We start from the raw sequence: 23,031 nt of genomic DNA, 5'->3' as shown, positions 1-23,031 counted from the left end.
TTTGTGTCAGACTTACTCTGCTGTTCTTTGCAAATGTTCCTGCTGGAATTCTGCTAACAGCACTCTTTGCTCGTCAGTCAGAGCTAGGCTTTCCAGAAGCTCAGGTCTTCTTAGCCAGGTCCGGCCCAGCGATTGTTTCATACGCCAGCGATTAATATGAGCGTGATTACCAGACAGTAACACTGCCGGAACCGCCATACCATCTAACACCTCTGGACGAGTATAGTGAGGATGATCCAGTAATCCTTCTGCAAAAGAGTCTTCTTTCGCCGAAGCCGCATGTCCAAGAACACCAGGAACAAAACGTGCTACTGCATCTATCATTATCATGGCAGGGAGTTCCCCACCACTTAATACGTAATCACCAACAGACCACTCTTCATCGATTTCGGTCTGAATGACACGCTCATCTATTCCTTCGTACCGACCGCAAACCAGAATTAATTTCTCATTTGTGGCCAATTCGCAAACACCTTGTTGATCGAGTTTGCGCCCTTGAGGTGATAAATAAATCACCTTTGCACCATCACCTGCCGCAGCTTTTGCTTGATGAATAGCTTCCCTTAACGGTTGTACCATCATCAACATACCGGGACCACCGCCATAAGGGCGATCATCTACTGTATGATGTCTGTCATAAGTGAAATCTCGGGGATCCCAACATTCCACATTCAGCAGACCATGCTTCACTGCCCGACCAGTCACCCCGTACTCGGTTATAGCGCGGAACATTTCAGGAAATAGGCTAATTACCCCAATCCACATTTGCACTGTCCCACTGTTGAGAACCGTTAACCGGAGAATCTAAAAACCAGGATCCCAATCAACGATAATTTTTTTCGCTGAGAGATCGACTTTCTTGATAACCTGCCCATCAAGAAACGGAACTAACCGCTCCCTGACACCGAATGCATCTTTCAGATTTGCTTTGATTACCATGACGTCATTTGAGCCCGTTTCCATCATGTCGTTAACGACACCTAAATCGTAGCCCTTGTCAGTTTCTACCTGACAACCCATCAGATCTTTCCAGTAATACTCACCGTCTAGATCAGGAAGTTGTGTAGCACTTACGACAATTTCAAAATTAGTCAAAATATTTGCAGCATCTCTGTCGTCAATACCTTTTAGCTTGACGATAATATCTTGATTGTGGTGTTTCCAAGTTTCTATCTCAATGGATTCCCATTGACCATGTCGTTGAATAAACCACGGTTGATATTCAAAAATGTTTTCGGCATGTTCGGTGGAAGAAAAAACTCTGAGCCAACCACGGATCCCGTAAGGTGAGCCCAACTTACCCATAACAATAGGTTCTACAGGCTCTTTAAAGGTTTTTTGTTCGCTCATTGTTACCACCGCGACAGATTAAGCGCTTTTCTTCGCTGATTTGATCAGGCCAGCAACACGTTCTGAAACAGTTGCGCCTTGAGCAACCCAATGTTCAACACGGTCTACGTCTAAACGTAATTCTTCTGCATTACCGGTTGCCAGTGGGTTATAAAAACCTACACGTTCAATAAAACGACCATCACGCGCATTGCGGCTATCGGTCACGACTACTTGGTAAAACGGACGCTTTTTTGCGCCGCCACGAGCTAAACGAATTGTTACCATAACATCCTCATTAGTTAACAAAACAACCAGACCCCATCGAGGAATGGCGTCCGGTTGTCATATAAAAAGCCCGAAAAGTTTACTCACTTTGGCGAAAAAAGCAATCCAAAGCGACGTTTTTTTCGGACTTTTTGCTTTTAGCGACCTGGAAAGCCTGGTGGCATCATACCTTTCATGCCACGCATCATCTTAGCCAAGCCGCCCTTCTTCATCTTTTTCATCATACGTTGCATATCATCAAACTGCTTTAATAAGCGGTTGACGTCTTGCACTTGTGTTCCCGATCCCATCGCAATACGACGTTTACGAGAACCTTTGATGATTTCAGGTTTTTGGCGCTCTTTTTTCGTCATTGAGCTAATAATAGCTTCCATTTTGACTAAAATTGAGTCGTCCATTTGTGATTTCACCGCATCAGGTACCTGAGACATGCCGGGCATTTTACTTAGCATACTCGCCATGCCCCCCATGTTTTTCATTTGCTTTAACTGATCTAAGAAATCATTTAAATCAAAACCGTCCCCTTTTTTTAGTTTAGTTGCCAGCTTTTCAGCTTGCGCTCGGTCAACTTTACTTTCGATATCTTCAATTAATGAAAGAACATCGCCCATGCCTAAAATACGTGAGGCAATACGATCGGGATGGAAAGGTTCTAATGCTTCTGTTTTTTCACCAACACCGAGGAATTTAATTGGTTTCCCTGTGATATGACGAATAGATAATGCGGCACCACCACGAGCATCACCATCAACTTTAGTTAATACCACCCCTGTTAAAGGGAGTGCTTCATTAAAGGCTTTTGCGGTGTTAGCAGCATCTTGCCCTGTCATTGCATCAACAACGAATAGGGTTTCTACTGGATTGATTGCTTTATGAAGAAGTTGGATCTCCTCCATCATGCCTTCATCAACATGTAAACGACCCGCAGTATCCACCAGCAATACATCATAAAATTGGAGCTGAGCATGTTTTAACGCATTGCTAGCAATGGTGACGGGATTTTCTTGTACCGTTGAAGGGAAAAAGTCAACACCAACCGTTTCGGCTAAGGTTTCCAGTTGTTTAATCGCTGCGGGACGATAGACGTCAGCAGAAACTACTAATACTTTTTTCTTCTTTTTCTCTTTTAAAAATTTACCGAGTTTAGCAACACTTGTCGTTTTACCCGCACCCTGTAAACCAGCCATTAATACCACGGCAGGAGGCTGAGCTGAAAGGTCAAGATCGTTATTGACCTCTCCCATCGCATTTACCAGCTCATTTTGTACAATTTTGACAAACTCCTGACCTGGGGTCAGACTTTTGTTAACTTCATGACCTACTGCACTCTCTTTGACACGTGCAATAAACTCACGAACCACGGGCAAAGCCACATCAGCTTCTAATAAAGCCATACGCACTTCGCGCAGTGTGTCTTTAATGTTTTCTTCGGTCAGTCGGCCTCTGCCGCTGATATTGCGCAATGTGCGCGATAATCTGTCACTTAAATTCTCAAACATTATCTTAGCTCAGTGTTAAAGTTGGGCTTGTCTGTCGTCTATTTTATCGATTATATCACGATGACGCGCAGATCTCTGCATAGAGATTTACGCTTAATGACTTCAATAGTTGGAGCGGAATTCACCTAGCGCTATACTAAGCAATTATGTACCCTATTATGTAAGCGAAACTATGCCCGTTATATCAATCTCTATCGTTGCTGTCTGCGCTTATTTACTCAGTCTGGTGTTTATTCTCCCCAGTTTGCTGAGAAAAGAGCAAAATGGATACCGTGGATTAGCGCTGCTTTTTGCGGTGGTCGCCCTTGTGACCCATGCTATCTCATTAAAATTTTTGATTTTCCGTCCACATAGCGGGCAAAATCTGTCACTCACCAATTTAGGGGCGGTGGTCAGTTTAATGGTCTGCGTTATCATGACCATTGTTGCTTCCCGTGGTAGAGCTTGGTTTTTGCTGCCTATTGTTTATTGCTTTTCCATAGTCAATCTCATTATTGCCGCCTTGATGCCAGGTGAGTTTGTCACCCACCTTGAAAGTAGCACATCGCTCTTTATTCATATTGGGCTTGCTTTATTAAGTTACGCCACTTTGTTAATTGCTGCTTTATATGCCTTACAACTCAGCTGGCTCGACTATCAACTAAAAAATAAGAAACTAAAATTTTCACCACAAATGCCACCATTAATGTCAATTGAACGTAAAATGTTTCATATTACCCAAGTGGGGGTAGTATTACTGACATTAACCTTGTGTACCGGCCTGTTATATATGGATAATATCTTTGGTAAAGAAAATATCCATAAATCAATATTTTCTATTATTGCGTGGTTTGTCTACATCATTTTATTATGGGGACACTTCCGTGAGGGTTGGCGTGGGAAAAAAGTGGTTATTTTTAACCTGATCGGTGCCATTATTTTGACATTAGCTTTTTTTGGTAATCGTTTATTGCAAGAGTTAATGCTTAATTAATCTTTTCATTTTAAGGTAGCAAAAGGAACTCAATTTTGGAGCATGTGTCGACAACAACGCTCATTATCATACTTATCGGTATGATCTTTGCCTCAGCCTATTTTTCAGGCACTGAAACTAGCATGATGACTATCAATCGTTATCGGCTACGCCACGCGGCCAAGCAAGGTAATCGCTCAGCCAAAAGAGTAGAAAAACTATTACAGCGTCCCGATAGATTGATTAGCTTAGTATTAATTGGTAATAACCTGATTAATATTGTCGCCTCCGCTCTCGCCACTATTGTAGGAATGCGTTTATATGGTGATGCAGGAGTAGCTATTGCAACAGGTGTATTAACCTTTGTCATTCTTATTTTTGCTGAGGTACTACCAAAATCTATCGCAGCGCTTTATCCAGAACGTTTCGCTTATCCAAGTAGCGTTCTTTTGTCACCTTTACAGAAAATCATGTTGCCCGTTGTGTGGTTTTTTAACCAAATTACCTTAGTGTTTATGCGCATTTTCGGTATTAAATCCCCCGTAATACAGGGTAATGCGGTATCAAAAGAAGAACTACGCACCATTGTGAATGAATCAAAATCGAAACTGTCACAGCGTAACCAAAATATGCTGATTTCTATTTTGGATTTAGAAAAAGTGACTATTGGCGATATTATGGTGCCGAGAAATGAAATTTTTGGTATTGATGTCAATGATGAGTGGAAATCCATTGTCAGACAGTTAACTCACTCCCCCCATGGGCGTATTGTCCTTTATCGTGATACCCTCGATGATGTCATTGGTATGCTACGAGTACGCGAAGCTTACCGTCTTATGACAGAGAAGAAAGAATTTACTAAACAAATTTTGATTAAAGCGGCTGATAAAATCTATTTTATCCCAGAAAGTACACCACTTAGCTTACAACTAGTTAATTTTCAACGTAATAATGAAAAAGCCGGTATTGTCGTCGATGAATATGGTGAAATTCAAGGATTAGTCACTGTTGAAGATATCCTAGAAGAGATTGTCGGTGATTTTACTACCTCAATGTCTCCTTCTTTAGCAGAAGAAGTGATCCCACAAAAAGATGGTTCACTATTAGTGGATGGCACAACCAATATCCGAGATATCAATAAAGCCTTTGCTTGCCATTTACCAGAAAATGAAGCTCGAACAATTAATGGGGTTATTATTGAAGAGTTAGGTGATTTACCCGTAGTAGGTGCCAAAATAACGATTGATGGTTATGAATTTGAAGTGTTGGAAGTGCAAGACAATGTGATTAAGAAAGCCTTGATCCGCCATCTTACGCCCTCTCGCCACTAGCGATTATTAATAGCGGTTCAATGTAATTGGCGTTGGCCGTTATGATAAATCACCCATCAAATTAAAAGAGACAACAAATCAAGATCAAATAGCTTGAGTTATTGTCTCTTTATCTATAAAGCAACTGTAACTAGATTTGTAACTCTTTGAGTTTGTCTTCTGGTAGTGCTAATTCATCATTATGATTAATGCCAATAGTGTGAGATAAAATGTCTCGTGCAATATCTTGAGCTTCAGCTAACGAGTGCATTTCATAAGTCCCACATTGGTAGACATTAAGCTCAGGAATATGGTTTTGATCTTTAACCTTCAATACATCTTCCATAGCTGCCTTCCATGCATTAGCAACACGTTGCTCATCAGGCTGACCAATTAAGCTCATATAAAAGCCTGTACGACATCCCATTGGCGAAATATCGATGATCTCAACACCTTCACCATTTAAGTGATTACGCATGAAACCTGCAAATAAGTGCTCTAACGTATGAATTCCTTTCTCAGGCATGGCTTTTTTATTTGGGACAGTAAAGCGTAAGTCAAAAACGGTAATAGTATCACCAGAGGGTGTTTTCATCGTTTTAGCAACGCGTACCGCAGGTGCAGACATACGTGTATGGTCAACAGTAAAGCTATCCAATAACGGCATAAAAAACCTCCTAAGAAAATTTTTAAATATTTTTAAGAGAACATGAAACTTTCTGCGAGCGCCTCGGTCTTAGTAATGAATACGCGCAAAATGTTATCATCCCTATTTCTCTATAGAATTTATTCAGCCACACAAATTTTAGTGTGGCTTTTTTCTATCTGAGTTTTAAGAAGCCACACCATCATTATTTGGCCCAGCATGGAGCTTCAAATATTCATCGAAAGAAATGGTATCACTCTTTTCTAAGTCTGCCTGACGTTTAATAGATGAAATTCTCTCATGTTCAAAAGCATCATCTGTTAACACTTCATAAGCGGTATTGACTAATTGTTGATGATATTCTTCAGCTAAAGATAGACCATAATCGCCAATACCTTGTGCTTTAATTTTTTCTAATAATCTGCCAGAGAAGGTTAATTGCGGATTATCAAACATTTCCTCTAACTTAAGGCAAACTTCTAGATATTTAGTTCCAGAACAGCTATCTAATACCTTAGCTACGCGCTGTAAGTCAGCAAAAAGCGCTTTCCCCACTTGTGCTAATGGCTCTTTTCTTTCACCACAACCCATGCCAATAACTTGACCTGGCTTACGCCCTTCTAGAATAACGTTATTCCAATTTGCACGACAGCAGGCCAATTCTTCTGCATTCATTTCTGGTGCATCCGCTAATACACACCAAATCAAGAATAAATCTAAGAAACGGATTTGTGTTTCATCAACGCCGATAGGCGTAAATGGATTGATATCTAATGAGCGAACCTCGATATATTCGATACCACCACGTAATAATGCATCAGAAGGTGATTCATCCCCTTTGACTACGCGTTTAGGACGAATAGGCGCATATAATTCATTTTCAATTTGTAATACGTTAGTATTTAATTGAATATACTTACCGTCTTTCTTTACACCTAATTTAGCAAATTCTTCTGACGGTTTATGAATAGCCTTTTTCAAACCTTTCACATAAGTCTCTAGATGATTAAAAGTAATATCTAAATCACTCTGTGACTTATTGGTATAGCCTAAATCACTTAAGCGCAACGAAGTTGCATAAGGTAAGTATTTGGCGCCTTTAGGGGTATTTTCAAAGGGTAAATTGGTTTTTCGACCTTTTAAGAATGAACCACAAATAGCTGGCGAAGCACCAAAGAAAAAAGGAATTATCCAACCAAAACGGTAGTAATTACGGATCAAACGTAAATAACCGTCTGAAATCGCCTCTTTACCTGTTTCTTCATCGGTGATATTTGCCCACGCTTGCCAAAATTCGATAGGTAACGAAAAATTGTAATGCACACCAGAAATAGTTTGCATTAACGCACCATAACGATTTTTCAGCCCTTCACGATATAACGTCTTAAAACGCCCAACATTAGAGGTACCAAATTGCGCTAATGTTATTTTATCTTCGGCTTCAATAAAGCAAGGCATACTCATCGGCCACATACGCTCATTGGTTAAATGACGTGCAGTATAGCGATGCAAATCACTTAAAAAATGTAAGGTGTGATCAATATTATCGTCAACAGGAGTAATAAACTCTAACAGCGACTCAGCAAAATCTGTCGTGATCCATTTGTGAGTGAGTGACTTACCTAGCTCGACAGGGTGTCCTGTAGCCGCTAAATGACCATCAGGAGTAACTCTTAAGGTTTCTCGCTCTATACCACGGTGGATACCACATAAAACTTTAGGATGGGCTTCCAACCAAGAAAGCGCTTTAGATACGTCCGGGATCAAAGGTGACCTCCCGCGTTGGTTAATGTTAATAAGTAGATAACAGTTACTTTATCGCAAAGTCACCAAATTGTCGCTGATTAGATGATATCGGCGTTATTAGTTGATGCGAAACAAATCGATAAGATATAAACAATGCAGGAAAGACAGGAAAGAGAAAAAGCAAAAAGCCCCGCGATAAGCGAGGCTTTAAAGATGGTGCATCCTGGAGGATTCGAACCTCCGACCGCTCGGTTCGTAGCCGAGTACTCTATCCAGCTGAGCTAAGGATGCAGTCGTACTAATTTAACTAAGATAAGCTAACTTTATAAAAAGATGGTGCATCCTGGAGGATTCGAACCTCCGACCGCTCGGTTCGTAGCCGAGTACTCTATCCAGCTGAGCTAAGGATGCGTCGTTATCTTTTTGCCTCTCACATTACATTGTGCAATGTCGAGAAATAAGTGGTGCATCCTGGAGGATTCGAACCTCCGACCGCTCGGTTCGTAGCCGAGTACTCTATCCAGCTGAGCTAAGGATGCACGTTGTTTAATTTTACTCTTTTAATGCAAATTATTCACTATTTGCACCAAAATAAAAACCCCATACATTTAATCATGGGGTTGGAATATGGTGCATCCTGGAGGATTCGAACCTCCGACCGCTCGGTTCGTAGCCGAGTACTCTATCCAGCTGAGCTAAGGATGCAAATCTAAATGGCGGTGAGAGAGGGATTCGAACCCTCGATGCAGCTTTTGACCGCATACTCCCTTAGCAGGGGAGCGCCTTCAGCCTCTCGGCCATCTCACCATATTTAGAACCACTCGAAGAAGTTCTTTGTGAACATCTCGTCTCTGTGTGGCGCACATATTACTTTCTCAGCCTGAGAAGTCAAACAATTTTTCTCAACTTTTTACGAATATAGGTTCGTTTGAACACTTCACAAACAAACTGATGCGTTTATCAGCAAGAAAGGCTAAAAAAGAACTGAATACCATGATATCGCTGATGAAAAATCATTCAAGCATTTTATCTCATCGACGAATAATTTTATTCCCCCTACTAATAATTATGAATCGAATGATAAGCAGTAAAAAGACTTTCAATTCTGTCAATCAGAATAAGCGGATAGTGTAATAATAAATACAGTTCAAAAGAGCGAGGTGAAGAACGAGAAAGAAAATGGAAAGTTCTATAGAAAAGAAAAGCGCCCAGACCCGGCAAAAGTGTGGACGCTTACGAAGAAAGGGTAACTAGCTAAAAATAAGAGATTGCTTAGTAGTTATCTGTGGGCTGAGTTTTCTCGGCCTGAATTCGTTGATAGATCTCTTCACGATGGACAGATACTTCTTTGGGGGCATTTACGCCAATACGTACCTGATTACCTTTAACCCCTAAAACGGTTACGGTTACATCATCGCCTATCATAAGCGTTTCACCAACTCGACGAGTTAGAATAAGCATTCTTTGCTCCTTGAAAATTTACAAGAGTCGGGTCTCTAGAATTTCCCGGCCATTATCCATCATACATTGTCAATTCGTATAATCATTATTTATCACATATAGCCCATACTTCATAACAAAATATAAATTTTGTGATTGATTATTTAACGGATTGTCAATATTACATAAAGCGTTACCCCTAAAAACTAGGGATAACGCTTTTTCAGGTAGCTATCGCTTAAAGATGCGATTCTACCCACTCGTCAACACTCGCTAAAGCAGCGGGTAACGCTTCAACATCTGTACCACCAGCTTGTGCCATATCAGGGCGACCACCACCTTTACCACCGATTTGCTGAGCGACAAAACTAATTAGCTCACCTGCTTTTATTTTAGCAGTCAAATCCTTAGTCACACCGACAATTAAGCTCACTTTACCATCAGAAATAGTAGAAAGTACAATTATTGCTGAACCTAATTGATTTTTTAAATCATCAACCATTGTTCTTAACATTTTTGGTTCAACATTATTCAGTTCACGAACTAAAAGTTTGATACCTTTCACATTCTTAGCTTGGCTTCCTAACGAGGAGCTTTCTTGAGCTGCTTGCTGATCTTTCAGTTGTTGAAGTTCTTTTTCTAATGAACGGTATTTTTCTTGAACCGTTTTAATTTTCTCAACTAAATTACTACCATCACTTTTAAGTGCATGAGCCACAAGAGAAATCAGATCCGATTGCTCATGAACACTTTCAATCGCTGTAGCCCCCGTAATCGCTTCAATTCGGCGAATACCGGCCGCAGTCCCTGATTCACTCATAATGCGGAATAGACCAATATCACCCGTTCTGGCTGCGTGAGTACCACCACAAAGTTCAGTTGAGAAATCCCCCATGGTTAAAACACGAACACGTTCTTCATATTTCTCACCAAAGAGTGCCATCGCACCTTTTTGCTTCGCATCTTCAAGATCCATTAACTCGGTGACAACCGGCGAGTTAAGGCGGATTTGCGCGTTAACAATGTCTTCAATTTCACGTAACTGTTCTGGTTTTACTGCTTCAAAGTGAGAGAAGTCAAAACGCAGATATTTATCGTTAACTAAAGAGCCTTTCTGGGTAACATGAGTGCCTAATACTTGGCGTAATGCCGCATGCAATAAATGCGTTGCTGAGTGATTTAAGCGAATAGCATCACGACGAGCCACATCAATGACTGCATTGATCTTATGATTAACAATAAAAGATCCAGAAATGACTTTACCAATATGACCAATAGCCTTGCCATATTTTTGCGTGTCGGTAACTTCAAACTGGCTATCTTTGCCAATTAGAAGACCTTTATCACCTACTTGGCCACCAGACTCAGCATAAAAAGCCGTTTTATCTAAGAAGATAATCCCTTCTTCACCTGCTTTAAGCTCAGTGACTGTTTGACCATTATGGAAAATCGCATTAATAGTACCTTGTTGCTCATTATGGTCATAACCTGAGAAATCACTGCGACTATCGACTTTAATCAGTTCGTTATAGTCAGTACCAAAACCGCTAGATTCACGAGCACGTTTACGTTGCTCTTCCATTGCCTGTTCAAAGCCTTCTTCATCAACTTTGATATTTCTTTCACGGCAAACATCCGCAGTTAAATCTAATGGGAAACCGTATGTATCATAAAGACGGAAAGCCGTTTCACCCGCTAAAGTATCACCGGTTAATTTTTCTAGCTCTTCATCTAATAATTGTAAACCGCGCTCTAAAGTACGTGCAAACTGCTCTTCTTCCGTTTTAAGTACTTTTTCAACGATTTCTTGTTGATTCTTAAGCTCTTTACCAGCTTCAGCCATTACATCAATAAGTGGTGCAACGAGTTTATAGAAGAAAGTATCTTTCGCACCTAACATATAACCATGACGTACAGCACGACGGATAATACGACGTAGCACATAGCCACGACCTTCATTAGAAGGAATGACACCATCACAAACAAGGAAAGAACAAGAACGGATATGGTCGGCAATCACACGTAATGATTTATTTGCTAAGTCTGTCGCATTAGTCACTTCAGCAACGGATTTAATTAATGCGCGGAATAAATCAATATCATAGTTAGAATTAACATGCTGTAGTACAGCAGTAATACGCTCTAATCCCATTCCCGTATCAACAGAAGGCTTCGGCAATGGATCCATTGTACCATCTGATTTACGGTTGAACTGCATAAAGACGATATTCCAGATCTCAATATAGCGATCACCGTCTTCTTCAGGTGTTCCTGGCGGTCCCCCCCAAATATGATCACCATGATCGTAAAATATCTCAGTACATGGACCACAAGGCCCCGTATCTCCCATTTGCCAGAAGTTATCTGAAGCAAATGGTGCGCCTTTATTATCACCAATACGAATAATGCGCTCAGCTGGAACACCGACTTCTTTATTCCAGATATCATAAGCTTCATCATCAGTGGCATAAACGGTTACCCAAAGTCTCTCTTTAGGTAAGTTAAACCATTCTTTACCGGTTAATAACTCCCAGGCAAAGTTAATGGCATCATGTTTGAAATAGTCACCAAAACTAAAGTTACCTAACATTTCAAAAAATGTATGGTGACGTGCTGTATAACCCACATTTTCTAAATCATTATGTTTACCACCCGCGCGCACACAACGTTGCGCGGTTGTCGCTCGGGAATAAGGTCGGTTGTCCAATCCAAGAAATACATCTTTAAATTGGTTCATCCCTGCGTTTGTAAACAGCAATGTTGGATCATTATTTGGAACCAAAGAACTGCTTGGTACTATTTGATGTCCTTTAGTATGAAAAAAGTCGAGAAACGCCTGACGGATCTCAGCGGTGCTTTTGCTCATAATTATCCCGAAATCAAGCTGGAAAAACAGAAATTAGAAATCTAGTTAGAGGAGGTTTAGTTTTACCTCTACTTAGCCAACGAATACATAAGTAGGGATAAGATAGAATTTCTTCGCTCAGAAGTAAAACCCCCGATAAACTTATTCGAGTTGACATTGTAAATCGTCTAGTAGTTTTCTGAAAGTAGCAACATACTTCAAGATAGGTCGTTTTAACCAAATCGAGGCGAATTTTGTAAGATATGAGAAGGTAATGACGATAATTTCATAATAAAACTATTAAATAATTTTTTCGTCATTTTTAGTTTATTATCAATAGCATTTTGCTCATTTGCTCGCAACAGCTATCCTAAATCTGTATTAACAAAAAAAGCCAATATTCCCATTACATATTTAATTTTTCTGAATAAAAATCCCGCCAGAATCATTTAACTAAATATATTTACTGATAAATTTAAAATAATAAAGTAGCAAAAATCCATTTCTCTCGTAGTCAAAGAGATTGATTATCTATATAGATAGATGCTAACAAGTTATTTTAATGCTGTTTTTTCAAACATGTAAAAGAAATATGATGTTATAAATAACCAATAGAATACATCACCAAATCTTCACTATATAAACACTTACATAGTGTAAAACCACCCAAAGATAAAAATATTGTTATTGCTGATAAAATAGTAATAAATTGCAAAAAAAAAGAAAAACAGTGAAAAATAAACTAATTTTTCACTACCACTGAGTGGTTAATTTTTACATAAAACAAAAAGGAAGCTTTTTTAAGGCTTCCTTTGATATCTGAATAAAATTTATACAAACAAGTTATTCAATGGGATGCTGTCGTGATGATAGCCAATGATTTAAGGTCTATTTTCACACAAACAGCATGACAACCAGCTAATTACTCTTTTGTGTCGTCAGCATCACTGTCTGACTCTTCACCTGCAAAATCCGCAGCACTTGTGAATTCACCAGCATGATTTAACAACATTTCACGCAATTTAGTGTTTAACTCATTGTACATTTCAGGATGTTCTTTTAAGTAATTGGTTGCGTTAGCTTTACCTTGACCAATTTTTTCGCCATTGTAGCTATACCAAGCACCTGCTTTCTCTACTAACTTATGTTTAACACCTAAATCAATCAGTTCGCCATAGGTATTAATACCTTCACCGTACATAATTTGGAATTCAGCTTGTTTAAACGGTGCAGCCACTTTATTTTTAACAACTTTAACGCGAGTCTCACTACCAATGACTTCATCACCATTTTTGACAGAGCCAATGCGACGAATGTCTAAACGAACAGAAGCATAGAATTTAAGCGCATTACCACCGGTCGTGGTTTCTGGGTTACCAAACATAACACCGATTTTCATACGAATTTGGTTAATGAAAATCAGCAGTGTATTAGAGTTTTTAAGGTTACCCGCTAGTTTACGCATAGCTTGGCTCATCATACGTGCGGCTAAACCAACGTGTGAATCACCAATTTCACCTTCAATTTCAGCTTTTGGTGTTAATGCTGCCACGGAGTCCACGACAATAACATCGACCGCACCAGAGCGAGATAATGCATCACAAATTTCCAGTGCTTGTTCACCTGTGTCAGGTTGAGAGCAGAGTAGATTATCGATATCGACACCTAGCTTTTGAGCATAAATTGGGTCTAATGCATGTTCAGCATCAATAAATGCACAAATTTTTCCTTCACGCTGAGCAGAGGCAATAACTTGTAGAGTCAAGGTTGTTTTACCAGAAGATTCAGGGCCATAGATTTCAACAATACGGCCACGTGGCAATCCACCTGCACCTAAAGCAACGTCTAATGATAAAGATCCTGTAGAGATAGTTTCTACGTTCATGGAACGGTCTTCGCCCAGACGCATGATAGAACCTTTACCAAATTGCTTTTCAATTTGACCAAGTGCTGCGGCCAATGCTTTTTGTTTGTTTTCATCAATAGCCATGTTATCTCCCTCTGGGCAGTGAAGCATAAAGATGGGTCACTACCATTAAAACGTATATGATTTTGCTTGTTGAAACTCATTATACTGTATAATCATACAGTATCAAGTTAATTATTAATAATTTCTTTAAGAATTGATTTTAAAGAGAAAATCACAGATTTGGCTCTCACCTCCTCTCGTGATCCACTAAAAATACAGTGTTTAGCAACCACTCGAAGCCCCTCTGGGGTTTTTATTGCAAAGCCAAACCAAACTAAACCAACGGGCTTCTCTTCACTACCGCCACCGGGACCTGCAATACCACTAACCGATACAGCATAGTCTGCATTTGCTGTTAGCAGTGCCCCTTTTGCCATCTCACAGACAACTTGTTCACTCACGGCACCAAAATCAGACAATGTTTGCTCATCAACACCAATCATGTCATGTTTAGCTTGATTACTGTAAGTCACAAAACCTCGATGATAATAATCTGAGCTACCTGCTATATCAGTAATGACTTTTGCAATCCATCCTCCAGTACATGATTCTGCAGTAGTTAACGTTTTTTTTCGCTCTAGCAGTGCCTGACCGACTTCAATGCTCAGATGGGTCATTTCATCATTATTTATCATGAAGGTTGTTTCACCTCGACTCTCAATTAACGTTATTCAGCTCTCTTTCTGGTGCAATCCCATAACCATAATCCACCAATTGCTAGCGCAAAGATAGCACCAAAGCCAATACCAATTGTAATAACGGAAATACCCATACTGGTGACTAGTGAGAACAAACCTAGCATCAGTAACATTGCGGTATTCTCACCTAAATTTTGTACAGCAATGGCATTCCCCGCTCCCACACTATGCTTTCCTTTATCTTGTAGCAAAGCATTTAATGGTACAACAAAGAAGCCACCAAAAATGCCAATAACAACTAAGATAAAATAGGCTGGAATAATGGTGGTTTGTAATGAGAAGTAAACAACACCTAAGCCAATTAAAACCCCGGCAGGCATACAACGACGGACCGTTTTTAATGTGACAAACTTAGCGGCTAAACCAGCGCCAATCACGATACCAATCGCCACCATCGCATTTAATATTGTTGGTGTTGTATTATCAGTCATTCCCAAAGCTATAGGCACCCATTGCACTAATAGAAAACGCAATGTGACGCCGGCCCCCCAAAACATACTTGTTCCTACCAGAGAAAAACGGCTCTCTTTATCTCGCCATAAAGAGCCACAAGCAGCTAAGAATTGATTGAATATTTTTTTAATATTCCAGCCTCGACCTATTTGAGCAGGTGATAACTTGGGAATGCTAAAGTTAACCAATACAGCCAAAGCATACATTGTCGCACAGACAGCTAATGCTAAGATAATGCTCCAATCGGAAAGAAGCCCACCAATCACAGAGCCTAATAAAATTGCCGCAATAGTTGATGCTTCCATTAAGCCATTTGCTTTGACTAAACGCTCGCCATCGGTTAACTCACCTAAAATACCATATTTAGCAGGCGAATAAATGGCGGCGCCGATCCCCACTAAGGCGTAACCTAAGAATGGATCGGTTCCAATACAAATAAGAAAAGCACCGGCAAATTTTAACGCATTACCAGTAAGCATCACCCTACCTTTAGGCTGGCGATCGGCAACTTGTCCAACAAAAGGAGCTAAGAGAATATAAGCCAGCACAAACACCATTTGTAAAATAGGCTGGCTCCATTCTGGATAAAGTGCTGATTTAAATTGAGCGAGTATGGCAAATAACAAAGCATTATCCGCAAATGCAGAAAGAAACTGTGATAATAATACTGCTTTCATGCCCTTACTCAGTAATGGGGGCTGACTTATATTCTCTGACATTAATTATTTTCCTGTTCAGCGAGTTGCTTTAACGAGACAAAATCCGTTTTGCCACTTCCTAAAACAGGAATTTCTTTGAGAAAACGAATATCTTTTGGTACCGCAATTTCTGCCACACCAGTGGATTTAGCTAATGCCGATAACATACTGCGATCAAGTTGCTTATCGGTTGTAAAAAGCACTAATGACTCACCTCGACGTAGATCATTTACCGCCACCACAGCATGGTTGCCTTCTGAAGCTTTAGCCGCTAATTGCTCTACACTTTCAAGAGAAACCATTTCTCCCGCTATTTTTGCAAAACGTTTTACACGCCCTTTAATAGTGCAAAAACCTTCGCTATCAATAGCAACGATATCTCCCGTATCATACCAACCCGCTTCTTCGATGCCTTCGGCATTTATTGCTGTAGGCTGTTCTAATTTATAAGGGGACTCAACGCGCAAATAGCCAAGCATGATATTAGGACCACGCAGTTGTAATCTTCCACCATCCGTAATACCACTTATAGGAATTAAACGCCCTTCCATGCCTGGTAATAAACGCCCCACGGTATATGGCTTAGCACTCATTGGTACATTAATGGAGACAACAGGAGCACATTCAGTGACCCCATAACCTTCTAAAATACGAATACCAAATTTATCCTGCCATAATACTCGTGTCGATTCGGACAGTTTTTCCGCCCCTGCAACCACATATCTTAGTCGAGCAAAATCATAAGGATGAGCAAATTTGCCATAATTGCCTAAGAAAGTTGAAGTACCAAATAATACTGTACAATTTTGGTCATACACTAATTCAGGTACTACACGATAATGTAGTGGGCTTGGGTAGAGGAATACTCGTGCCCCTAAGCAGATAGGTGCTAATACACTTACCGTTAAACCGAAAGCATGGAATAACGGTAATGCAGCCATAAATTTATCTCTGGGTGAAAAGTCAGCAATAGCGCGAATTTGCTCTACATTCGCCAATAAACTGGAGTGGCTATGAACGACACCTTTCGGTGTGCCTTCAGATCCAGAAGTAAATAAGATAACTGCTGCGTCCGTCGATTTTTGCGCTAACATCGCTTTATGAGGAGTGAGTAAGTGCTGTGCAATCCAGCGTTTATCTTCTCTAGTAATGCTATCTTTGAGATCTTCAAGATAAACCCAGTTTGCATCCGGAGTCTGTTCTGGAATATGTAATAAATTTCCTTTCTCTAAAAATTGGCGTGAGGTAAAAATCGTTTTAATGGATGCCGCTTTCATGGCATTTTGTACACCTAAGCTACCCGCAGTATAGTTAAGCATCGCCACAACCCTTTGGCGCATTGTCGCCCCAAATAAAGCCGCAACCGTAACGGTAGTATTAGGAAGTAAAAGGCCAATTCGTTCATTAGGCTCGGTATAGCGTTCAATAATACGACTAACACCTAACATTTTTTTCAATAGGCCCTGATAACTATCCTCTTTCATATTAATATCTGAAATAAGAGGACTGAAACGACCAAACTGAGACATTCCTTGTAAAAATGCCTCATAGAGCGTGATATTAGGACGTGCTTGCATAATAGCATCCATCATAATATCACGGAGCTTTTCTCCCGATAAGCGACGGCGCTCTGCTGATTTTTCCGCTGTAGGCATAGGTAAATCAACCGCAGGTAGCACTTTTATTGTGATTTTAGGAAAGAGCTTTGCTTTTATATTTAACGTTTTACGCACTCGAGAAAAGTAGCTAAATTCAGCACCTTCTATTCTAACAGGGATAACTTTTGCCCCTGATTTAGCAGCAATAAACGCAGCACCTTCATAAATCTTCATCAAACCAATAGTTACCGTAATTCTCCCTTCAGGGAAAATAACAACAGGACGGCCTTTATCGACTTCTTTAACTAATTGGCGAACCGCCATTGGATTAGCGGGATCTAAAGGAACAATATCCGCATAACGATTGAGCCATTTGGTATGTTTGGCATTAGCCACTGAGGTGTAAACAGCAAAGACAGGGTTAATCGGTAAAAATAAACGCAATAATATACCATCAATAAACGATGTATGATTTGGCGTAATAATGCATTTTTCATATTGTGAAAACTGATTAATTAGTCCTTCAATTCTTACTCGAAATAAGAATTTAAATAGTGTTTTAAAAAACGCTATCAACATCATATCCATATCTCATTTTGCTATAATTAGCCTTACTATAAATAGGATATGATGAAAATAAAATAGTTGTCTTTTGTTTTCGTCTTTATATAGGACAACTTCCTAATTATTTAGCGAGTTTTGCGAGAATGACCTCAATAATATCATTAATAGATAATCCAGCATCAACAATAATATCTGCGCATTGCATATATAAAGGCTCACGCTTAATTAAAACATCGTGTATTTCTGAAACTAATGTTTTTCCCGTCAAGCTAGGTCTTTGTGCCTCATTAGGATCTTGAGATAAACGCTCAACTAAAGTTTCAAGTGAAGCTTGTAAATAAACAATTACACCTGAATTTTTCATATAAACACGATTTTTTTCTGCCAACACTATCCCTCCCCCCGTTGAAATAACTTGGTTAGGTTGGCTAACTTGAATAAGCGCATCTGATTCAAGTTGGCGAAAGACATCCCAACCTTCCGCTTCAACCATAGAAGAAATAGTTTGTTGATATTTATCTGTTATCCAATTATCTGTATCAATAAATTGATAATCTAAAGATAGAGAAAGCGCTTTACCTACTGTTGTTTTTCCTGCACCTCTAGGTCCTATAAGGTAAATCGTACTTTCCATAAATGCACTCTCTCCGCTGTGTTAACCTGCTAAATGGGTGTAATCTAAAATTTACAATGTGTAAAGTATTAAGTATCATACCTCACAATACAAAAAAATAAAGCCACACTTTATGAAAGTATGGCTTAGCTATTTAAGGGATTATTAGCGACGTAATGTATTGTCGCCGTAACCAATCCATTTATAGGTGGTTAGAGCATCTAATCCCATAGGGCCTCGTGCATGTAGCTTTTGTGTACTCACCGCTACTTCAGCACCTAAGCCAAACTGTCCACCATCTGTAAAACGTGTGCTAGCATTCACATATACCGCAGCAGAATCAACTTGGCGTACAAAGCGATCAGCATGACTGATAGATTGCGTTAAAATAGCATCTGAGTGCGCGGTACCATATTGGCGAATATGAGCAATTGCCGCTGTTAAATCATTAACGACTTCAACATTCAGATCCAGTGATAACCATTCATCACAATAATCTGCTTCAGTCACATCGACGACCGTCGCACGTCCCTTTTTCAATGCAGTTATAGCGCGTTGACTGGCATGCAAAGTGACCTTTTGTGCTGCCATCGCATCACTTAATTGAGGTAAGAAACTCTCCGCAATAGCTTCATGTACCAATAGCGTTTCTAACGAATTACATGCGCTTGGACGCTGTACTTTAGCATTAATAATAACATTTAATGCTTGGTCTAAATCAGCACTTTCGTCAACAAAGGTGTGACAAACACCAATCCCCCCCGTGATCACAGGAATAGTGGATTGTTCACGACATAACTTATGTAATCCTGCACCACCTCGAGGAATAAGCATATCAATATACTCATCCATTTTTAGCATTTTTGCGACTAATTCACGATCTGGCTTATCGATAGCTTGAATAGCAGCCGCAGGAATAGCGCATGTTTCTAGTGCTTGCTGGATCACCGCGACAACGGCTTGGTTAGTATGGTGAGTCTCTTTTCCGCCACGGAGAATAGCCGCATTCCCTGTTTTTAAGCATAAAGATGCTACATCTATAGTCACATTTGGACGAGCTTCGTAAATAACGCCAACAACCCCTAAAGGGACTCGGCGGCGTTCTAAACGTAAGCCACTGTCTAATAAACGACCATCTATCACTTGACCTACAGGATCTTCTAGATGACAAACTTGGCGAACATCATCAGCGATCGCTTTTAAACGTTCTGATGTGAGTAATAAACGATCAAGCATTGCAGCATTAATATTAGACTCTCGTGCCGCCACCATATCTTTTTCATTAGCAGCAAGAATAATGGCTTCTTGCTGTTCTAATAAATCAGCGATGACTAACAGTGCCTGATTTTTTTGTTCGGTTGATAGCTGAGCTAAGTGCCAAGAAGCTTCTCGCGCCGCTTTTCCCATTTGTTCTAACATATTTATACTCCCTAGCTCACAATCATATCATCACGGTGAACCGCAACACTACCATACTCATAGCCTAAAATTTGACTAATCTCTTGCGAATGGTGCCCCGCAATTAAGCGTAGCGCATCACTATTATAATGCGCGACACCATGAGCAAGATCTTTTCCTTGCAAACTTTGAATGCGAATAACACACCCTCGAGAAAAGTCACCTTTAATTTCTTTAATACCTTTAGGTAAAAGAGAACTACCCTGCTCTTTAATCGCCTTTTCAGCCCCATTATCAACAATGATAACCCCTGCGACTGGAGCACCAAAAATCCATCGTTTACGCGTTTCAAGGGGGCTTTTTAAACCATGAAAGAGTGTTCCGACAGGTTCATTATCAATAACTTTACTGATAACATCAGGCTTAACACCGGCGGCAATAACAACGTCAATACCAGCACGCCCTGCAACAGTGGCCGCTTGTAACTTAGTTGCCATACCTCCAGTACCTAAACCAGAGACACTATCACCGGCCATTTGACGTAATTCATCGTTGATATCAAAAACTTCTGGAATAAGCTTCGCATCCGGATTGCTACGAGGATCGGCCGTATATAGACCTTCGATATCAGTAAGTAACAGGAGTTTATCAGCGCCACCTAAAATGGCAGCTAATGCCGAAAGATTGTCGTTATCCCCTACTTTTATTTCTGCAGTAGCAACGGCATCGTTTTCATTGATAACAGGAATAATCTTGTTATCTAATAATGCATGCAGTGTATCACGCGCATTCAAAAAACGTTCTCTATCTTCTATATCCGCGCGAGTTAATAACATTTGCCCAATATGAATACCATAAATAGCAAATAGCTGTTTCCATACCTGAATTAAAGCACTTTGCCCCACAGCGGCTAATAGTTGTTTAGATGCTATTGTTGCGGGCAAATCGGGGTAGTTTAAATATTCACGCCCTGCCGCTATTGCTCCCGACGTGACAATAATTATCCGGTGCCCTTTTTCGTGTTGTTTTGCACATTGGCGAACCAGCTCTACAATATGAGACTGATCCAGACGTCGTGAACCACCAGTCAGTACACTTGTCCCTAATTTAACAACCAGCGTTTGGCTGCTACTCATAACATTTACCATTTTTTGTTGATTTAAAAGATCATACACTGTTTTATCAGGAGAGAAGCGTTATGCCAACTGACATAACGCAAAATCTATGAAAAGTTGCCCTAACACAAAATTAGGGCTTAAGGGGAAGAGGAAAATTGCTCATTTTTTCATCTGGAACTAGCGTCATCTCTAATTCACTTACCGCCGCTTGTAGAAAATCATGAAAACGAATAAGTGTTTCATGTATTGATTCAATCACATCTTTTTTACTTATTACTTGATTAACCCAATCGCCATTTTTATCGAATAGGCCAACTTGGTAATAATAAATTAACTGTTCACCATTACGTTCAAGTTCCATCCACCAGCCCCAAAACTCTCGTTTTTCTGGTGTGACTTTCTTATTTACACAAACAGCTAAACAATCAAAAAAAAACTGGCTTTCTTGGCATTGTTGCTCACGGATATAAGGTCCTATTTGAGCAAAACGTTTTAATAACTTACCTCGGGTAGGGTGCAAAGATGAAGTCATAAATTCAGTCTCCTTATCACCTCTACTGTTATATAATCTATTATAATTAGCAAGTTATTGTTTGAAATTATTTATATTAATTTAGCATAGATCCAATCTGCGCTTTTGGTTAATGCCTGTTCAAGCCCTTTATAAAGTGGTTTTTCTTTTATTTCTACTATATCGCCATCCATAGAAGAGCGAGCAATGAGCTGCGAATCTTCTTTAGGACTAATTTCATCCCCTTTCCAATAAACACTCATCATCGGCACTGGCATACGACGACCAATCAACCCTTGGTTTTTCAGTGAATAACTACTTAACGATAGTCTGAGATTGTTTTCATCTATATTTAATAATCCTAAGCGGCTCGCCAGTACATCGAGATACATAATGGGGATTTTCTTCTGTAATTCCGCTTGAGTAAAAAAGGCATGAATTAATGGCCCTAATGCCACAACACCTTTAATCAATTTTGGATAAAGATAGGCTAAACGCACCGCAATATTGGCACCAAACCGAAATCCCATTACGCCCACTCGAGTGTGATCAATCCATGGAATATCTCCCAACTGCTGTAAAATATCACCATGCAATTGACAGGTATTTTCGCTGAGTTTCTGCTTAACAGAATAACCGATAGATGGCATATCTACGGTTAACATCGCGATACCTTTTGGTGATAAGTAGCGCCTAAAAAAGTTAACATAATCACTTTGTAGACTATCTAACCCACCACAAAAAATGACTGTTGGATAAGGCCCTTTACACTCTTTAGGTAGATGTAAAAATCCACTGGTAGTTCCTTTACCTGTTAATTTAAATGTCAGTTTTTTTACTTCAAATGAAGAGAATTTCATGGCATTTTCAAAAGCTTTCATCGCCAATACTACCGCTTGATCAGCAAGAAAATCGCCATTAATAAATGGATAAGCAGCAATACTATAAAGGTTTGCCGCCCGTAACCAACAATCAGCGGCTGCTTCCTCTGAGATCTCTCGTAACGCTTTTTGTTGCCAAATCATTGCTTGATGAGACCATTCAAATGACCAGTTGCCACGTCGATAGCCAACGACTGTATCAATAAATTTATCATCACTGCGTGGCGCATCAAAAATAGCAATGCGACTTAATACTTCTTCGATCTCTATGGGGGAAATACCTCGCCAGATCCACTGTAGACGTTGAATTGTGCGATACCAATTTTGCTGGCTCATCCCATTAAGTACAGAGTACGAATCAATATTAGATTTAGGGTGTGTGTACTGTATTAACGTTGAGGTTTCCGCATGTTTAGCACGAGGTTTAAATAACGTTTCAGAAAGATTTGTATTATTTGCCATATCACTCTTCAAA

19 protein-coding genes and 5 tRNA genes are annotated in these 23,031 nt (G+C 39.9%); 2 read left to right on the top strand and 22 right to left on the bottom strand.

Translation table 11 applies throughout. The features are described 5' to 3' along the window. Nucleotides 1-12: 12 nt before the first annotated feature. The 4 genes from trmD to ffh all read right to left on the bottom strand — a co-directional run bounded on the left by trmD (nt 13) and on the right by ffh (nt 3,116). Nucleotides 13-765: a tRNA (guanosine(37)-N1)-methyltransferase TrmD gene (trmD, locus tag AACV00_RS13130; protein WP_004244770.1), complete on the bottom strand. Its 753-nt coding sequence runs from the start codon at nt 763-765 to the stop codon at nt 13-15. Between the two features lie 39 nt (nt 766-804). Beyond that, nucleotides 805-1,350 carry a ribosome maturation factor RimM gene (gene rimM / locus AACV00_RS13125; protein WP_004244771.1) on the bottom strand — a complete coding sequence of 182 codons (546 nt, stop codon included), beginning with the start codon at nt 1,348-1,350 and terminating at the stop codon, nt 805-807. Between the two features lie 18 nt (nt 1,351-1,368). Further along, on the bottom strand, nt 1,369-1,617 hold the full coding sequence (rpsP, locus tag AACV00_RS13120) for a 30S ribosomal protein S16 (protein WP_004244772.1): 249 nt from the start codon (nt 1,615-1,617) through the stop codon (nt 1,369-1,371). 137 nt (nt 1,618-1,754) lie between these two features. Further along, complete coding sequence (ffh, locus tag AACV00_RS13115; protein WP_004244773.1) at nt 1,755-3,116, bottom strand: signal recognition particle protein; 1,362 nt, start codon at nt 3,114-3,116, stop codon at nt 1,755-1,757. A gap of 172 nt (nt 3,117-3,288) precedes the next feature. On the opposite strand from ffh, the gene AACV00_RS13110 reads away from it, so the two are divergent. After that, nucleotides 3,289-4,089 (top strand): cytochrome C assembly family protein, encoded by an 801-nt coding sequence (locus AACV00_RS13110; RefSeq protein WP_004244774.1) that lies wholly within the window; start codon nt 3,289-3,291, stop codon nt 4,087-4,089. A 35-nt stretch (nt 4,090-4,124) separates the two neighbouring features. Beyond that, on the top strand, nt 4,125-5,399 hold the full coding sequence (locus AACV00_RS13105) for an HlyC/CorC family transporter (RefSeq protein ID WP_004247404.1): 1,275 nt from the start codon (nt 4,125-4,127) through the stop codon (nt 5,397-5,399). 130 nt (nt 5,400-5,529) lie between these two features. Here AACV00_RS13105 and luxS read toward each other — a convergent pair whose 3' ends face one another. The 18 genes from luxS to frsA all read right to left on the bottom strand — a co-directional run bounded on the left by luxS (nt 5,530) and on the right by frsA (nt 23,018). Further along, complete coding sequence (luxS, locus tag AACV00_RS13100) at nt 5,530-6,045, bottom strand: S-ribosylhomocysteine lyase (protein ID WP_004244776.1); 516 nt, start codon at nt 6,043-6,045, stop codon at nt 5,530-5,532. Nucleotides 6,046-6,210: 165 nt separating this feature from the next. Further along, nucleotides 6,211-7,791 carry a glutamate--cysteine ligase gene (gene gshA / locus AACV00_RS13095; protein WP_161680239.1) on the bottom strand — a complete coding sequence of 527 codons (1,581 nt, stop codon included), beginning with the start codon at nt 7,789-7,791 and terminating at the stop codon, nt 6,211-6,213. 193 nt (nt 7,792-7,984) lie between these two features. Then, nucleotides 7,985-8,061: transfer RNA gene (locus AACV00_RS13090), tRNA-Arg, on the bottom strand. Between the two features lie 43 nt (nt 8,062-8,104). Further along, nucleotides 8,105-8,181, bottom strand: a tRNA-Arg gene (locus AACV00_RS13085). Nucleotides 8,182-8,232: 51 nt separating this feature from the next. Continuing rightward, nucleotides 8,233-8,309: transfer RNA gene (locus AACV00_RS13080), tRNA-Arg, on the bottom strand. Nucleotides 8,310-8,398: 89 nt separating this feature from the next. Beyond that, a tRNA-Arg gene (locus tag AACV00_RS13075) sits at nt 8,399-8,475 on the bottom strand. 9 nt (nt 8,476-8,484) lie between these two features. Next, a tRNA-Ser gene (locus AACV00_RS13070) sits at nt 8,485-8,577 on the bottom strand. Between the two features lie 465 nt (nt 8,578-9,042). Next, nucleotides 9,043-9,231: a carbon storage regulator CsrA gene (csrA, locus tag AACV00_RS13065; RefSeq protein WP_004244778.1), complete on the bottom strand. Its 189-nt coding sequence runs from the start codon at nt 9,229-9,231 to the stop codon at nt 9,043-9,045. A 217-nt stretch (nt 9,232-9,448) separates the two neighbouring features. Then, nucleotides 9,449-12,076 carry an alanine--tRNA ligase gene (gene alaS / locus AACV00_RS13060; RefSeq protein ID WP_062814494.1) on the bottom strand — a complete coding sequence of 876 codons (2,628 nt, stop codon included), beginning with the start codon at nt 12,074-12,076 and terminating at the stop codon, nt 9,449-9,451. 901 nt (nt 12,077-12,977) lie between these two features. Further along, entirely contained in the window at nt 12,978-14,045 is a 1,068-nt protein-coding gene (gene recA, locus AACV00_RS13055) for a recombinase RecA (protein ID WP_004247401.1), read from the bottom strand. A 107-nt stretch (nt 14,046-14,152) separates the two neighbouring features. Continuing rightward, nucleotides 14,153-14,659: a nicotinamide-nucleotide amidase gene (gene pncC / locus AACV00_RS13050; protein ID WP_004244782.1), complete on the bottom strand. Its 507-nt coding sequence runs from the start codon at nt 14,657-14,659 to the stop codon at nt 14,153-14,155. Nucleotides 14,660-14,691: 32 nt separating this feature from the next. After that, entirely contained in the window at nt 14,692-15,894 is a 1,203-nt protein-coding gene (gene lplT / locus AACV00_RS13045; RefSeq protein WP_004252263.1) for a lysophospholipid transporter LplT, read from the bottom strand. After that, a complete protein-coding gene (gene aas, locus AACV00_RS13040) occupies nt 15,894-18,053 on the bottom strand; it encodes a bifunctional acyl-ACP--phospholipid O-acyltransferase/long-chain-fatty-acid--ACP ligase (protein WP_161680241.1) in 2,160 nt (719 codons plus the stop codon). Before aas ends, lplT begins: the two co-directional genes overlap by 1 nt. 103 nt (nt 18,054-18,156) lie before the next feature. Continuing rightward, nucleotides 18,157-18,669: a shikimate kinase AroL gene (gene aroL / locus AACV00_RS13035; protein ID WP_004244785.1), complete on the bottom strand. Its 513-nt coding sequence runs from the start codon at nt 18,667-18,669 to the stop codon at nt 18,157-18,159. A 144-nt stretch (nt 18,670-18,813) separates the two neighbouring features. Beyond that, a complete protein-coding gene (gene proA, locus AACV00_RS13030) occupies nt 18,814-20,067 on the bottom strand; it encodes a glutamate-5-semialdehyde dehydrogenase (protein WP_004244786.1) in 1,254 nt (417 codons plus the stop codon). Nucleotides 20,068-20,078: 11 nt separating this feature from the next. Beyond that, complete coding sequence (gene proB / locus AACV00_RS13025) at nt 20,079-21,182, bottom strand: glutamate 5-kinase (protein ID WP_004247396.1); 1,104 nt, start codon at nt 21,180-21,182, stop codon at nt 20,079-20,081. A 112-nt stretch (nt 21,183-21,294) separates the two neighbouring features. Beyond that, complete coding sequence (gene crl, locus AACV00_RS13020; RefSeq protein WP_012367569.1) at nt 21,295-21,696, bottom strand: sigma factor-binding protein Crl; 402 nt, start codon at nt 21,694-21,696, stop codon at nt 21,295-21,297. Nucleotides 21,697-21,767: 71 nt separating this feature from the next. Beyond that, nucleotides 21,768-23,018: an esterase FrsA gene (gene frsA, locus AACV00_RS13015; protein ID WP_036905845.1), complete on the bottom strand. Its 1,251-nt coding sequence runs from the start codon at nt 23,016-23,018 to the stop codon at nt 21,768-21,770. Nucleotides 23,019-23,031: the final 13 nt, after the last annotated feature.

It is taken from the genome of Proteus sp. G3927 (genome assembly GCF_963894685.1).
GTDB classification, from domain to species: Bacteria; Pseudomonadota; Gammaproteobacteria; order Enterobacterales; family Enterobacteriaceae; genus Proteus; species Proteus mirabilis.
Note: the sequence above shows the minus strand (reverse complement) of the source record. Positions and strands in the feature narration are given on the sequence as shown.

What these genes read in the sequence shown, in the direction of transcription:
- alaS (WP_062814494.1), bottom strand. Translation starts at nt 12,076, where the DNA reads ATGAGCAAAAGCACCGCTGAGATCCGTCAGGCGTTTCTCGACTTTTTT.
- proA (WP_004244786.1), bottom strand. Translation starts at nt 20,067, where the DNA reads ATGTTAGAACAAATGGGAAAAGCGGCGCGAGAAGCTTCTTGGCACTTA.
- rpsP (WP_004244772.1), bottom strand. Translation starts at nt 1,617, where the DNA reads ATGGTAACAATTCGTTTAGCTCGTGGCGGCGCAAAAAAGCGTCCGTTT.
- crl (WP_012367569.1), bottom strand. Translation starts at nt 21,696, where the DNA reads ATGACTTCATCTTTGCACCCTACCCGAGGTAAGTTATTAAAACGTTTT.
- AACV00_RS13110 (WP_004244774.1), top strand. Translation starts at nt 3,289, where the DNA reads ATGCCCGTTATATCAATCTCTATCGTTGCTGTCTGCGCTTATTTACTC.
- trmD (WP_004244770.1), bottom strand. Translation starts at nt 765, where the DNA reads ATGTGGATTGGGGTAATTAGCCTATTTCCTGAAATGTTCCGCGCTATA.
- ffh (WP_004244773.1), bottom strand. Translation starts at nt 3,116, where the DNA reads ATGTTTGAGAATTTAAGTGACAGATTATCGCGCACATTGCGCAATATC.
- recA (WP_004247401.1), bottom strand. Translation starts at nt 14,045, where the DNA reads ATGGCTATTGATGAAAACAAACAAAAAGCATTGGCCGCAGCACTTGGT.
- lplT (WP_004252263.1), bottom strand. Translation starts at nt 15,894, where the DNA reads ATGTCAGAGAATATAAGTCAGCCCCCATTACTGAGTAAGGGCATGAAA.
- csrA (WP_004244778.1), bottom strand. Translation starts at nt 9,231, where the DNA reads ATGCTTATTCTAACTCGTCGAGTTGGTGAAACGCTTATGATAGGCGAT.
- aroL (WP_004244785.1), bottom strand. Translation starts at nt 18,669, where the DNA reads ATGGAAAGTACGATTTACCTTATAGGACCTAGAGGTGCAGGAAAAACA.
- aas (WP_161680241.1), bottom strand. Translation starts at nt 18,053, where the DNA reads ATGATGTTGATAGCGTTTTTTAAAACACTATTTAAATTCTTATTTCGA.
- proB (WP_004247396.1), bottom strand. Translation starts at nt 21,182, where the DNA reads ATGAGTAGCAGCCAAACGCTGGTTGTTAAATTAGGGACAAGTGTACTG.
- frsA (WP_036905845.1), bottom strand. Translation starts at nt 23,018, where the DNA reads ATGGCAAATAATACAAATCTTTCTGAAACGTTATTTAAACCTCGTGCT.
- luxS (WP_004244776.1), bottom strand. Translation starts at nt 6,045, where the DNA reads ATGCCGTTATTGGATAGCTTTACTGTTGACCATACACGTATGTCTGCA.
- rimM (WP_004244771.1), bottom strand. Translation starts at nt 1,350, where the DNA reads ATGAGCGAACAAAAAACCTTTAAAGAGCCTGTAGAACCTATTGTTATG.
- pncC (WP_004244782.1), bottom strand. Translation starts at nt 14,659, where the DNA reads ATGATAAATAATGATGAAATGACCCATCTGAGCATTGAAGTCGGTCAG.